This window comes from Rhizobium leguminosarum, assembly GCF_001679785.1.
Classification (GTDB): Bacteria; Pseudomonadota; Alphaproteobacteria; order Rhizobiales; family Rhizobiaceae; genus Rhizobium; species Rhizobium leguminosarum_R.
In genome coordinates, this window is record NZ_CP016286.1 from 2,761,092 (window position 1) to 2,775,000 (window position 13,909).

11 protein-coding genes and 1 pseudogene are annotated in these 13,909 nt (G+C 61.8%); 4 read left to right on the forward strand and 8 right to left on the reverse strand.

All coding sequences use genetic code 11. The annotated features are described in order from the left end of the window. Positions 1 to 109: 109 nt before the first annotated feature. Positions 110 to 1,294, reverse strand: a complete 1,185-nt coding sequence (locus BA011_RS13790) for a YbfB/YjiJ family MFS transporter (RefSeq protein WP_065282535.1) — start codon at positions 1,292 to 1,294, stop codon at positions 110 to 112. A 166-nt stretch (positions 1,295 to 1,460) separates the two neighbouring features. Here BA011_RS13790 and BA011_RS13795 point away from each other — a divergent pair, with 166 nt between their 5' ends. After that, the gene (locus BA011_RS13795; RefSeq protein WP_065280887.1) at positions 1,461 to 2,036 is read left to right on the forward strand and encodes a PadR family transcriptional regulator; all 576 of its coding nucleotides are present in this window, start codon (positions 1,461 to 1,463) and stop codon (positions 2,034 to 2,036) included. A gap of 74 nt (positions 2,037 to 2,110) precedes the next feature. Here BA011_RS13795 and map read toward each other — a convergent pair whose 3' ends face one another. The 7 genes and pseudogenes from map to glpK form a co-directional block, all read right to left on the reverse strand. Beyond that, on the reverse strand, positions 2,111 to 2,869 hold the full coding sequence (gene map, locus BA011_RS13800) for a type I methionyl aminopeptidase (protein ID WP_065280888.1): 759 nt from the start codon (positions 2,867 to 2,869) through the stop codon (positions 2,111 to 2,113). Between the two features lie 135 nt (positions 2,870 to 3,004). Further along, on the reverse strand, positions 3,005 to 4,075 hold the full coding sequence (locus BA011_RS13805) for an LLM class flavin-dependent oxidoreductase (protein WP_065282536.1): 1,071 nt from the start codon (positions 4,073 to 4,075) through the stop codon (positions 3,005 to 3,007). Positions 4,076 to 4,453: 378 nt separating this feature from the next. Further along, on the reverse strand, positions 4,454 to 4,744 hold the full coding sequence (locus BA011_RS13810) for a GIY-YIG nuclease family protein (protein ID WP_065280889.1): 291 nt from the start codon (positions 4,742 to 4,744) through the stop codon (positions 4,454 to 4,456). A 162-nt stretch (positions 4,745 to 4,906) separates the two neighbouring features. Further along, a pseudogene (locus BA011_RS13815) lies at positions 4,907 to 5,297 on the reverse strand (SRPBCC domain-containing protein). Between the two features lie 100 nt (positions 5,298 to 5,397). Further along, positions 5,398 to 6,657: an RNA polymerase sigma factor gene (locus BA011_RS13820; protein ID WP_065280890.1), complete on the reverse strand. Its 1,260-nt coding sequence runs from the start codon at positions 6,655 to 6,657 to the stop codon at positions 5,398 to 5,400. After that, positions 6,654 to 7,028, reverse strand: coding sequence for a YciI family protein (locus BA011_RS13825; RefSeq protein WP_003561490.1), 375 nt, complete (start codon positions 7,026 to 7,028; stop codon positions 6,654 to 6,656). Before BA011_RS13825 ends, BA011_RS13820 begins: the two co-directional genes overlap by 4 nt. A gap of 174 nt (positions 7,029 to 7,202) precedes the next feature. Continuing rightward, positions 7,203 to 8,696, reverse strand: a complete 1,494-nt coding sequence (gene glpK, locus BA011_RS13830) for a glycerol kinase GlpK (protein ID WP_065280891.1) — start codon at positions 8,694 to 8,696, stop codon at positions 7,203 to 7,205. 157 nt (positions 8,697 to 8,853) lie between these two features. On the opposite strand from glpK, the gene BA011_RS13835 reads away from it, so the two are divergent. The 3 genes from BA011_RS13835 to xdhB all read left to right on the forward strand — a co-directional run bounded on the left by BA011_RS13835 (position 8,854) and on the right by xdhB (position 13,720). Further along, positions 8,854 to 9,633 carry a 3-hydroxybutyrate dehydrogenase gene (locus tag BA011_RS13835; RefSeq protein WP_065280892.1) on the forward strand — a complete coding sequence of 260 codons (780 nt, stop codon included), beginning with the start codon at positions 8,854 to 8,856 and terminating at the stop codon, positions 9,631 to 9,633. 27 nt (positions 9,634 to 9,660) lie between these two features. Further along, positions 9,661 to 11,127, forward strand: a complete 1,467-nt coding sequence (xdhA, locus tag BA011_RS13840; RefSeq protein WP_065280893.1) for a xanthine dehydrogenase small subunit — start codon at positions 9,661 to 9,663, stop codon at positions 11,125 to 11,127. A 253-nt stretch (positions 11,128 to 11,380) separates the two neighbouring features. Further along, positions 11,381 to 13,720 carry a xanthine dehydrogenase molybdopterin binding subunit gene (gene xdhB, locus BA011_RS13845; RefSeq protein ID WP_065280894.1) on the forward strand — a complete coding sequence of 780 codons (2,340 nt, stop codon included), beginning with the start codon at positions 11,381 to 11,383 and terminating at the stop codon, positions 13,718 to 13,720. The last annotated feature ends 189 nt before the right edge of the window (positions 13,721 to 13,909 follow it).

Below are 13,909 nucleotides of genomic sequence, written 5' to 3' on the forward strand. Positions count from 1 at the left end.
CTGAACGATGAGTCTCGGGAGTGTCGTCGAACACTGATTGTGCCGGAAACTAAGGCAGTTCGAAGGAAGCAGCAATGGGTTCAGCCGATTGTTACGGAGATGTAACCGGTTAGGCGATTTTCTTGATCACCGGCATCACCAGCGCTGCGCAGGCGACAAGTGCCGCGGCGGCAATCATCGTGGGCACGGTGAAGCTGCCCGTGCGCTCGGCGATCCAACCGGCAACAACAGGCCCGACGATCTGGCCGACGCCAAAAGCGGCCGTCATCATCGCCAGGATCCGCCGCGGGCTCTCTGGCGAAAGCTTGCGGCCAATCTGCAGACCGTAGGCGGTGATTGCCAAGAACGTTGCCCCGAACAGCGCGCCGCCGATCAGCGGTGCAGCAGAAGCCGGCAGCGCTACGGTCGCTAGCACGCCGGCGGCTTCGACCAGAAGCGCCGCGACATAGACGCCGCCAAGCCCGAGCGGCTTGACCAGCGGCTTCCAGGCAAACAGCGCCACCGCGGCCGTCAGGCCGGCGATGAACCAGCAAAGGAATTCGACGAAGGGTCCCGTTGCAGAAAGACGTGCGATGGTGACGAGGAAGGTCGCGGTGATGACGTAGCCGAAGCCGAACAGGCCGTAGGACAGCGTCAGCAGCACCATCGGCCGGTTCCAGACCAGTGCAGGCTCCTTGCCCGACTGCGCCGATTGCGCCGGCGACGACGGCAGCAGCAGGAAAACGATAACGAGGCTTGCCGCGCAATAGATCGCCCCGCCGATCCAGTCAGCGCGCCAGCCGCCCGACCCGTCGTGAAAGCCGAGGCCGATCAGAAACACCATGACCGACGACAGGGCAATGCCCGCCCCTGGGCCGCCGAAATGCGCCGCCTGCACATGATCGTTGCCGGCAGCGGCCCCGTGGCTGAGCACGATCGACGAGGTGAACACCATCACAAAGGCGCTCGCTATGCCGGCAAGGAAACGGATGACGGCAAAGACGGCGACGGAATTGGTGGCGGCCATGGCGGCAAGCAGGATCGCGGTTGCCAGCAGCGACAGCAGCGCCACCAGCCGCTCCCGCCCCGCCGCCCAGCCATAGGCGGCGAGCACGGCGCCGACGAGATAACCGACGAAATTCGCCGACGCGATGAAGCCTGCATCTGTTGCCGAAAGCGGCACGCCGCTGATCATGCCCGGCAGGATCGGCGTATAGGAGAAGCGCCCGAAGCCCATGGCAGCGGCCATGGCAACGGCGCCGGCAGCGGCGGTGGAGACGAGATTCGGCCGGGAGTGAGCGGTGCGGGAAAGCATGCAGCGCTTATCGCGCCGCAGCACCGGCGTCACAAATGACTAATTCTGATCGATCGATCAATTTCCCGAAATATCAAAAATTTTCGGTCGCGCTTGAAACCTATTATCGTACGATATATTTTTTACGACATAGCTAACGATACGTCTAACGATGAAAGAAAGAACCATGAGAGGTTTTAAAGGGGGCATGTTCGGCGGAGACTTCCGCATGGGCCGCAAATTCGCGGCGGGCGACCTGCAGCTCGTCATCCTGGCGCTGCTCGCTGAGCAACCGCGCCACGGCTACGAATTGATAAAGATACTGGAGGAGCGTTCCGGCGGTTTCTATGTACCGAGCCCCGGCGTCATCTATCCCGCGCTCACTTATCTCGAGGAAACCGGCCTTGCCGAGGTCGAAGCCGAGGGCGCCAAGAAGCTCTATCGCATCACCGAAGCCGGCCGCGGCCGGGTCGAGGAAAATCGCGCCATGATCCTGCATACGTTCGCCAAGCTGGAACGCATCGGCGAGAAGATGGCCCATGTGAAGCGTGTCTTCGAAACCGACCGTCACGGCGCCGACGATGGCGATGACGGCGACTTCATGCAGGACGGCGGCGATATCCGCGCCGCCCGCATGCTGCTGCGCTCGGCGCTCAGGATGCGCTATCCCTGGTCGAAACCCGAAGCCGCCCGCATTGCCGGCATCCTCGAACGCGCCGCCACGGAAATCCTGCAAGGCGGCAGGCCGGGAACGCGGGGGTAAAGAGGAAGGCTGGCCGGCAAGCTCAGTGAGTTGACGAGTGCGCTAACCTCGAAGGGCGAGGCGCCCCTAATGCTCTACGCCCGCTCGTCCGGCAAGGTCAAAATCACTGGCCCGTTGCGCGTCGCGACCACCGTATGTTCGTATTGCACGGTCGGCGCCTTCGGATCGGCATAGAGGGTCCAGGCATCGTCGCCGCCTTCGGCCCATGTCGCGCCGAGCGAGAGAAACGGCTCCACGGTGAAGACGAGACCTTCCGTCATCATCCGTTTTTCCGAAGGGTCCGGCCAGGTCGAGAGCTCGGCCGGCTCCTCATGCAGCGAGCGGCCGACGCCGTGGCTCGCCAGATTGGCGACCAGCGTATAGCGATTCTTCTGCGCAAAGGCGCCGACGGCGGTGCCGATCTTTGCCAACGGCTCGCCCGATTTGACCTGGTTGAGCCCGATCCAAAGCGCCCGCTTGCCGTCACGGCAGAGCCGTTCGATCTTCGGCTTGACCGGCGGCACCGCGAAGGAGGCGCCGGTATCGGCGAAGAAGCCATCCTTTTCCGCCGAGACGTCGATATTGATCAGATCGCCGGCGCGGATCACGCGCGGGCCGGGAATACCGTGGGCGATTTCCTCGTTGATACTGATACAGGTAGCACCGGGAAACTGGTAGCAGAACTCCGGCGCCGAACGCGCGCCCGAATCCTCGAGCACCTTGCGGCCGATCAGGTCGAGCTCCAGCGTCGTCATGCCGGGCTCCATCGCCGCCGCCATCACCTGAATGGCGTTTGCGCAGATGCGGCCGATCTCCTTGAGCTTTGTCAGTTCGTCGTCGTTTGCGATAACCATTCGTCTGTTCCGGCCTTGCGCAGGGCGGCAGCGGCCGCCTTAGAGCGCCGCGCCTCCAACAGGAAGCCCTAAGGACGCTCTGTCACTTCGAATCTGCGCATACTCCGTTTCGAAAATCGATTCCGATTTTCGGCGTTATGCGCTCGAAGCCGTGGCTTTCGCCTCTTCGCTGCTATCAGTCAACGCCTTTCTGACGATCGGCGCGACTTTCGTGCCGTAAAGCTCGATGCCGCGCATGATCTCGGCATGCGGCATCAGGCCGATCGCCATCTGCAGCAGGAAGCGGTCGTTCTTGAAGAGCGCATGATGGGCGATGATCTTTTCGGCGACCACTTCGGGATCACCGACGAAGAGCGCGCCGTTCGGCCCGCGCGACATGTCGAAATGCGCCCGGTTGGTCGGCCCCCAGCCGCGCTCGCGGCCGATGCGGTTCATCACCTCCGCCTGCGGCCCGTAGAATTGGTCGGCGGCTGCCGCCGTCGTGTCGGCGATGAAGCCGTGGACGTTGATGCTGGTCTTCAACTTTGACTGATCCTGCCCTGCCCGGCGCGCGGCCTCGCGGTAGAGATCGAACAGCGGCGCAAAACGGCGCGGCTCGCCGCCGATGATCGCCAGCGCCACCGGCAGGCCCAGCGCGCCGGCGCGCGCCACCGACTGCGGCGTACCGCCGACCGCGACCCAGAGCGGCAATGTATCCTGCAGCGGCCTGGGATAGACGCCGCGCCCGTTGATCGGCGCGCGAAGCTCGCCCTTCCACTCCACAACCTCGCTGTCGCGCAGCGCCAGCAGCAGATCGAGCTTCTCCTCGAAAAGCTGGTCGTAGTCTTCGAGATTATAGCCGAACAGCGGGAAGGACTCGATGAAGGAGCCACGCCCCGCCATGATTTCGGCCCGGCCGCTGGAGATCAGATCAAGCGTCGAAAACTGCTGGAAGACACGCACCGGATCATCGGAGGAGAGCACGGTGACCGCACTGGTCAGCCGGATATTCCTGGTCTTGACGGCGGCCGCTGCCAGGACGACCGCCGGAGCAGACGCTGCATAGTCCGGCCGATGATGTTCGCCGAGCCCGAAGACGTCGAGCCCCACCTGATCGGCAAGCTCGATTTCCTCGATAAGATGCTTCAGCCGTTCGGCCGCTTCCGCGCCCTTGCTGCGGGAAGGGTTGGGATTGACGTCGGCGAATGTGTAAAGCCCCAGTTCCATCATCGGCATCCTGTTGAATTCTCGGCTGAGATAAGGATGCCGGGGATAGAGCGCAAATACAAATTCTGGAACGGAATGTTCGAGAATCTCGATAGGCGGCGTTGTGTTTCTGACGGTTGATGGACTCCCATCGCGAGACGGCAAAGAGTCTTTGCGCCGTGGACACGGCGCTGCTGGATTCCTGTGACAAGCACAGGACTTGGTGAGGGAGCAAGAGGTATGCACTCCGCCACTAATATCTGTTATCATTCAAAGCATTATCGTCATATTGGGTAAGCGATTGTTGTTGAATTCCACAAACACCAAGAACTCCCTCATTCCTGTTCTTGTCACAGGAATCCAGCAGTCGCGCGTCCGCGCGACAAGAGACTCATCTTCTCACAAACCCAAAAGATGAAACGAGATATCCTCCCATTCGGGATTCTCCCTCTCGATGAGATTAAGCTTCCACTGCCGCGGCCATTTCTTGATCGTTTTCTCGCGCGTGATCGCAGTCGTCAGGAGGTCGTACTCCTCGAACCAGGCTAAAATCTTGACGCCATATCTCGACGTAAAGCCCGGCGTCAGTTCATTCTGGTGTTCGTACAAACGCCCTGCCAGATCGCGCGTCACGCCAATATAGAGCGTGCCGTTGCGCTTCGATGCGAGAATTAGACATAGGCCCTTCATGGCGGAAGATTGGCACACGTCGTGCCAAAAGGCACCTGGAGAGACCACCGATCACCAATTTCGATTCCGGATCAACCACTTCAAGAGGCGAGCGGAATCATCTCTCGAATAACTTCACACGGCAGATGACGAAAAGGCCGCGCAGGGCGGCCCCGTTACCGCTCACATCTTCGCCAGCAGCTCCGCCAGTTGGTCAGCAGCCTTGCCCCATCCTTCGTGGAAACCCATCTTCTCGTGTGCTTCCTTGTCCTCGGCGCGCCAGTGCAGCGCCTTGGCCGTATATTTCGTGCGACCGTTGCCGAGATCTTCGAGCAGGATCACGCCCGTGAAGAAAAGTTTCTCGGAAGGCACCCAGGCGCTGGTATAGGCATCGGTGAAGACGATCTTCTCGTTCTCGACGACATCGAGATAGACGCCGTGGTTCGGATACTGAGGGACGCGGCACGAACCACTGCTTCAGCAGATCGGGATCAGTCCATGCTTTGTAGATCTTCTCGCGCGGCGCGTCGAATTCGCGAACGAGGACGAGTTCATGTTGCGTGCTGGCGGTCATTTCGACATCTCTCCATTTGAATGAAACCTGTTTCCTGTCAGGTTGTTACAAGGACGTGTCAGAGTTCGCCGTTCCGACAACGCGCCGGCTTTTTCGCATTTTATTTTGCGATCGGCTGCGTGGCCTCTTCCTGCATCTTGTCGATCTGCCGGCGGATATGGGCTGCCTCAGCCGCCGAATGGGCCAGTGCAATGGCGCGGTCGAAGGCTTCGCGCGCCTGGCTGGTCAAGCCAAGCTGCTTCAGCAGTCCGCCCCGTAAGCCGTGATAGTAGAAATAGCCGCCGAGTTTTTCGCCAAGCGGATCGATGAGGTCGAGCGCATCCTGCGCACCCTGGAGCTTGGAGACGACGACGGCCCGGTTCAGCGTTATGACAGGCGATGGCTGGAGACGCTCCAACGCGCGATAGAGCAGATCGATCTCCACCCAGTCGGTATCCTCAGCGCGTTTTGCGCGGGAGTGAACGGCGGCAATCGCTGCCTGAATCTGATAAGGAGCGGGCTTGCGATGGCGCAGCGCCTTATCGAGCAGCGCCAACGCCTCATTGATGAGCGGTTGGTTCCAGAGCGACCGGTCCTGATCTTCGAGCAGCACGATCTCGTCTCCGGCATTGAAGCGCGCCGGCCGGCGCGAGATCTGCAGGAGCATGAGCGCAAGCAGCCCCATCAGCTCCGGTTCGGATGGGAAGATATGCAGCATCAAGCGCGCCAGCCGGATCGCTTCGTCGCTGAAGGCAGCCGCCTCATGCCTGGGATCGGCCTGGCTGTAGCCCTCGTTGAAGATCAGGTAAATCATCGTGCTGACGATCAAGAGCCGTTCGGCTCTTTCCTGCGGGCTCGGCGTTTCGAAGGGCACGCCAGCCTTGGCGACGCGCGCCTTGGCCCGGGTGATGCGCTGTTCCATGGCGCTTTCGGAAACCAGGAAGGCACGCGCGATCTGCGGCACCGAAAGGCCGGAGACGATGCGCAGCGCCAGCGCGATCTGCTGGGTTGCCGGCAGATCGGGATGGCAGCAGATGAACAGCAGCCGCAGAATATCGTCGCGATAATTGGAATCATCCAGCCGCCCGGCGATATCGCTTTCGGCATCCTCGGTATCGGAAATGACGTCTTCATCCGGCAGAGCCTGGATCTTTGCCCGCTTGCGCACCGCGTCGATGCCGCTGTTGCGGCCGACGAAGATAAGCCAGGCTGTCGGATCACGCGGCGGCCCTTTCTCCGGCCATGTCCGGATCGCCCTCAGGCACGCCTCCTGAAACGCCTCTTCCGCTGTATCGAGATTGCGGAAATAGCGCAGCAGTGCGCCGACGGCCTTTGGCCGGGCCGAGGCAAGTGCGTGGTCGATCCAGGCAATGTCTGTCATGATGAAGCATCTCCCGGCCTGAAGACGTAGAAAGGCCGAATTTCGTAAGAGGTGGAACCTGGATTGACGGATGAAAGCTGCTTCGAGAAGGCGATCGCCTCGTCGAGCGTTTCAAAGTCGACCACATAGAAGCCGAGAAGCGCCTCTTTCGTTTCCGCAAAAGGCCCATCGATGACCAAGGGCTCGTCCTTGCCCTTGCGCACTGTGGTCGCAGCCGTGGTCGGCATCAGCCGGCCGACAGGGCCGAGTTTGCCGGATGCGGCAAGCGGCTCCTGCACGGCGTAGAGTTTCTCCATGACGGCAGCCTCCTCCTCCTTGGTCCAGGCGAAGACGGTTTCCTCATGGGCGTAACAAAGGATTGCATAAAGCATTGCTCACTCCTCTTTCCAAATGACGAAGGAGTAACCGCTTACCCGACAGGCCGCATCAAAAAATTATTGATGGGAAATTCGTGATCTTCTCGAGCACGGCAACGCCGTGGCTGCAGAAATAGCCGAGTAACTCGCAGAAACGAGCGGAGTTATATCGCGGCTCCATCCGCCCCCTTACCCCTCGCTCAGCGTCCGCTTGACCGCATTCTTCCAACCCTTGAGCTTTGCCGCCCGCACCTTCTCGTCCATCTCGGGCTCGAACCGCCGATCGCGTTTCCAGGTCGCCGAAAAACCGTCCCGGTCCGGCCACACCCCTGCCCGGCTGCCGGCGAGCCACGCGGCTCCCAGCGCCGTCGTCTCGAGAATGACCGGGCGGTCGACCGGGGCATCGAGCAGGTCGGCAAGGCGCTGCATCGTCCAGTTAGAGGCGACCATGCCGCCATCGACGCGCAGCACCGTGTCCTCGGCGCCGTTCTTCCAGTCCTTCTGCATGGCGTCGAGCAGGTCGCGGGTCTGGTAGCAGACAGCTTCCAGTGCCGCCCGGGAGAGTTCCGCCGGCCTGCTATTGCGCGTCAGCCCGAAGATCGCGCCGCGCGCCGCAGCATCCCAATGCGGTGCGCCGAGGCCGGTGAAGGCGGGCACGAGATAGACCTCCTGGGTCGGATCGGCCTTTTCGGCAAGCGCGTTGGTCTCGGCGGCGCTGCCGATGATGCCGAGCCCGTCCCGCAGCCATTGCACCGCGGCGCCGGCGATGAAGATCGAACCTTCCAGCGCATAGGTCGTCTCGCCGTTCAGGCGGTAGGCGATGGTGGTCAACAGCCGGTTTTTGGATCGCACCATGTCCGCGCCGGTATTGAGCAGCGCGAAACAGCCGGTGCCGTAGGTTGATTTCATCATGCCCGGCGCAAAACACGCCTGGCCAATGGTCGCTGCCTGCTGGTCGCCGGCCACGCCGAGGATCGGGATAGCAGCACCGAAAACATCAGGATCGACCGTGCCGAAATCGGCGGCGCAATCCTTGACCTCCGGCAGCATGGCGGCGGGGACCCTCAGAATCTCAAGCAGATCCTCGTCCCACATGTTTTCGGCAATGTTGTACATCAGTGTGCGCGAGGCGTTGGTGGCATCGGTGACGAAGCTCTTGCCACCCGTCAGCCGCCAGATCAGGAAGGTGTCGATCGTACCGAAGCAGAGATCGCCCTTGGCGGCGCGCGCCCGCGCGCCCTTCACGTTAGCCAGCATCCAGGAGAGCTTGGTGCCGGAAAAATAAGGATCGAGGATCAGCCCGGTCTTCCTCGTGAACAGCCGCTCGAGATCCTGCCGTTTCAGATTGTCGCAATAGCTTGCCGTACGCCGGTCCTGCCAGACAATGGCATTCTGGATCGGCCGGCCCGTTTCGCGCTCCCAGACGACGACGGTTTCGCGCTGGTTGGTGATGCCGAGCGCTGCAAGATCCCTAGCCTCGATCCCGGCATCGCGCAGCGCCATGTGGACGGTGGAGACGACCGAATCCCAGATTTCCTCGGGATCGTGCTCGACCCAGCCGGAGCGCGGATAGATCTGGGTAAATTCCTTCTGGCCCTTGCCGGCGACATGCATGTCGCCATCGAAGACGATCGCCCGCGTCGACGTCGTTCCCTGATCGATCGCCAGAACATATCCGCTCATGAAAACCCTCCCTCAGCATGTCAATTGTCGAAGCAAATCAATAGGACACGGATGCGGGCGAGAAAAGCGAATAAAGCGGAATTGCCAGCCCGCCGGCTTTGGGCATAACTTCGCAACCAACGCTGCAACGCAGCATCACGATTTCAGGGAGAACAGCATGAGCAGAACAGTCGTCGTCACGGGTTCCACCAGCGGCATCGGCCTTGCGATCGCCACTGCCTTCGCCGAAACGGGCGACAACATCGTCATCAACGGTTTCGGAAAGGCCGATGAAATCAAGGCGATCGTCGAACGGCTTGAATCATTGTCCAAAGGCCGCCGGACGCTCTATCATCCGGCCGACATGACGAAGCCCGCCGAGATTGCCGACCTGATCGAAACGGCAGCGAAGACCTTCGGCGGCGTCGATGTCCTGGTCAACAATGCCGGCATCCAGCACGTCGAGAAGATCGAGGATTTCCCGATCGACAAATGGGACCAGATCATCGCGATCAACCTGTCGAGTTCATTTCATACGATGCGCGCCGCGATCCCGCTGATGAAGGCGAAAAAATACGGCCGCATCATCAACATCGCCTCGGCCCACGGACTTGTCGCCTCCCCCTTCAAATCCGCCTATGTCGCGGCAAAACATGGTATATTGGGCCTGACCAAGACGGCAGCACTCGAACTTGCCGAGTTCGGCGTAACCGTGAACGCCATCTGCCCCGGTTACGTGCTGACGCCGCTCGTCGAGAAGCAGATACCGGATACCGCCAAGGCCCGCGGCATGACCGAGGAACAGGTAAAGAGCGAGGTCATCCTCAAGGCGCAGCCGACGCATGAATTCGTCAAGGCCGAGGAGATCGGCGCGCTGTCGCTCTACCTTGCCAGCGATGCCGCCCGGCAGGTGACCGGAACGCACATCTCGATTGACGGTGGATGGACAGCGGCTTAACCATTTGGAAAAACAACCGGGAATATCATGAACGACAGCATCCGCTTCATCCTGAATGGCGAGGACATCACGCTTACCGATGTCGGGCCAACCGAGACGCTTCTCGATTTTTTACGATTGAAGCGACGGCTGACGGGCACCAAGGAAGGATGCGCGGAAGGCGATTGCGGCGCCTGCACCGTACTCGTCGGACGGCTGGCGGACGGCAAGCTCGCCTATGAATCCGTCAATGCCTGCATCCGTTTCATCGGCTCGCTGCACGCCACCCATGTGGTAACGGTCGAGCATCTGGCCGGCAGGGACGGCGCGCTGCATCCGGTGCAGCAGGCACTGGTCGATTGCCACGGCTCGCAATGCGGCTTCTGTACCCCGGGCTTCGTCATGTCACTTTATGGTCTCTGGCTCGCCAGGGAAAAGCCGAGCCGCCAGGAAATCGAAAAGGCGCTGCAGGGCAATCTCTGTCGCTGCACGGGCTATGAGCCGATCGTCAAGGCCGCCGAGCAGGTGAGCCTGATGCGGCCGAGCACGCTCTTCGATCCGCTGGAACGGACGCGCTCTGAAATCGTCGCGCGGCTTTGGGCAATGCAGGCGAGTGGCACGATCAGGATCGCGAATGGCGAAGACCGGCTGATTGTGCCGGCTTCGATGCAGGCACTGGCCGAAGTCCTCACGCAGGAACCTGACGCGATTATCGTCGCCGGCGCGACGGATGTCGGCCTCTGGGTGACGAAGCAGATGCGCAGGCTGAGCCCGGTCGTCTTCATCAATCATTTGAGCGAATTGCAGTCGGTCACGGAAGGCGAGGACGGCGTCGCCATCGGCGCCGGCGTCAGTTACACCAAGGCCTTCGAAGCAATCTCTCAGAAAATCCCGGCGCTCGGCCGGTTGATCGATCGCGTCGGCGGCGAGCAGGTGCGCAACATGGGCACGATTGGCGGCAACATCGCCAACGGCTCGCCGATCGGCGACAGCCCGCCGCCACTGATCGCGCTCGGCGCGACGCTCACGCTGCGGTCCCTGGAAGGCCAGCGCAGAATGCCGCTCGAGGATTTCTTCATCGCCTATGGCAAGCAGGATCGGAAACCCGGCGAATTCGTCGAGAGCGTCTTCGTTCCCTATCCGGCAGCAGCCAGCCGCTTTGCCGCCTACAAGATCACCAAGCGCCGCGACGAGGACATCACGGCCGTGCTCGGCGCCTTCCTGCTGACGCTCGACGAGGCCGAAATCGTTTCCGACGTCCGCATCGCCTTCGGCGGCATGGCGGCAACGCCGAAACGCGCCCGCACGGTGGAGGCCGAGTTGATCGGCAAACCATTGACGGAAGCGACGATCGAGGCAGCCCGACCCGCCTTCGACGCCGATTACCAGCCGCTGACCGACTGGCGCGCGACGGCGGAATACCGCCAGCTGACGGCGAAGAACCTGTTGACGCGGTTCTATCTCGAGACCGTGGGCGCGCCGGCGGAACTGAAGCGGTTCGAGGAGGTGGCGTGATGGAGAGATCGACCTCCGCTCCCAGATTGCAAGCTTTGATGGGAACAGTCGCGTTCTCCGCCCCTCCCTCATTCCTGTGCTTGTCACAGGAATCCAGTGCGCCCGAGTCTTCGGGCGCGGGAGACCTTTCCTCTGCTTCATATGAGTCATTCACCGCGCAGACGCGCGGTGGCTGGATTCCTGTGACAGGCACAGGAATGAGGGAGTACGGCGTAACCGCATCCCATCGCTCCCTTCGCGGAGGACACCGCTAATGGATAAGTCCACTTTCGAAGACCGCAAGACCATCATCGCAGGCCCGATGCACGGCTCGCTGCGGCATGATTCAGCGCATAAGCATGTCACCGGAACCGCTGATTATATCGACGATATTCCCGAACCCGCAGGTCTGCTGCATGGGGCGCTTGGCCTCTCCGGCCGGGCGCATGCCGAAATCCTCGGCATCGATCTTTCCGCGGTCGCCGCGCATCCCGGCGTCGTCTGGGTCTTCACCGGCAAGGACGTGCCCGGCATCAACGACGTCAGCTCCAACGGCAGCCATGACGAGCCGCTGCTGGCTGAAACTTTAGTTCAGTTCCACGGCCAGCCGATCTTTGCCGTCATCGCCGAGACGCGTGATGCCGCCCGCCGCGCCGCGCGGCTGGCGAAGATCGACTATCGCGACCTGCCACATTGGAGTGACATCGACGGCGCGCTCGCCAATGGCGGCCCGCTCGTCATCACTCCGATGACGCTGCGGCGCGGCGAGCCGGACACGGAAATGACGAATGCCGCCATGCGTCTGAAAGGTCAGATGCGCATCGGCGGGCAGGAGCATTTCTACCTCGAAGGCCATATCGCCGTGGCAATCCCCGGCGAGGATGACGAGGTCACCGTCTGGTCCTCGACGCAGCACCCGAGCGAGATCCAGCATATCGTCGGCCACGTGCTCGACATCCCCTCCAATGCCGTGACCGTCAATGTGCGCCGCATGGGCGGCGGCTTCGGCGGCAAGGAGACGCAGGGCAATCAGTTCGCAGCCCTTGCGGCGATCGCCGCCAAGAAGCTCGGCCGCGCCGTCAAATTCCGCCCGGATCGCGACGAAGACATGAGCGCCACCGGCAAGCGCCACGATTTCCTCGTCGATTATGAGCTCGGCTTCGACGCCGAAGGCCGCATCCATGCGGTAGACGCCACCTATGCGGCGCGCTGCGGTTTCTCCTCCGACCTCTCAGGACCGGTAACCGACCGTGCCCTCTTCCATGCCGATTCCAGCTATTTCTATCCGCATGTGCATCTGACCTCGAAGCCGCTGAAGACGCACACCGTCTCCAACACAGCCTTTCGCGGCTTCGGTGGACCGCAGGGCATGCTCGGCGCCGAACGCTTCATCGAGGAGATCGCCTATGCCGTCGGCAAGGACCCGCTTGATGTCCGCAAACTGAATTTCTACGGCCAGCCGGGCTCGGAGCGCACACTCACCCCCTATCATCAGGAGGTTGAGGACAATATCATCGCCCGCATCGTCGAGGAGTTGGAGAAAACGGCCGAATACCGGGCGCGGCGCAACGCCATCATCGCCTTCAACCGCGACAGCCGCTACATAAGAAAGGGCATCGCGCTGACACCGGTCAAGTTCGGCATCTCCTTCACCATGACCGCCTTCAACCAGGCAGGCGCCCTCGTCCACATCTACCAGGACGGCTCGATCCACCTGAACCATGGCGGCACCGAGATGGGCCAGGGCCTCTACACGAAGGTGGCTCAGGTGCTGGCCGACAGCTTCCAGGTCGATAGCGATCGCGTCAAGATCACCGCGACGACGACAGCTAAGGTGCCGAACACCTCGGCCACCGCAGCCTCCTCCGGCTCGGACTTGAACGGCATGGCCGCCTATGACGCCGCTCGCCAGATCAAGGAACGGCTTGTCGCCTTTGCCACCGAGAAATGGGATGTTGGGCCTGCCGACGTCGTCTTCCTGCCAAACCGCGTGCGCGTCGGCGAGATCGAGATCCCCTTCCCCGATTTCATCAAGCAGGCGTATTTCGCCCGCGTCCAGCTTTCCGCGGCCGGCTTCTACAAGACGCCGAAGATCCACTGGGACCGCAAAGCCGGCCGCGGCACGCCCTTCTATTATTTCGCCTACGGCGCCTCCTGCACCGAGGTTTCGATCGACACGCTGACGGGCGAATATCTGATCGACCGCACCGACATCCTCCACGATGTCGGCCGCTCCCTAAATCCGGCGATCGATATGGGCCAGGTCGAAGGCGCTTTCGTACAGGGATTGGGCTGGCTGACGACGGAAGAGCTCTGGTGGGACGACAAGGGCCGGCTGCGCACCCATGCTCCCTCGACCTACAAGATCCCGCTCGCCTCCGACCGCCCGAAGATCTTCAACGTGCGCCTCGCCGAATGGTCAGAGAATACAGAAGCCACCATCGGCCGCTCCAAGGCCGTCGGCGAACCACCCTTGATGCTGGCGATCTCGGTGCTGGAAGCGCTGTCGATGGCCGTGGCAAGCGTCGCCAACTACAAAGTCTGCCCGAGGCTCGACGCCCCGGCGACGCCGGAGCGGGTGCTGATGGCGGTCGAGCGGATGAGGCGGGTGTAGCAGATGGGAACGCGTCCGGCTGGTTTGTCGGCTGAGCAGGACGGGCAGAGAGCTTGGGGTGAGCGATACCCCCCTCTGTCCTGCCGGACATCTCCCCCACAAGGGGGGAGATCAGCAAGACCGAATGCTCTGCGCCTTACTACCCTGCAGCTACATCGCCAAAGTCCGACTCTACGCTGCGACTTCTCT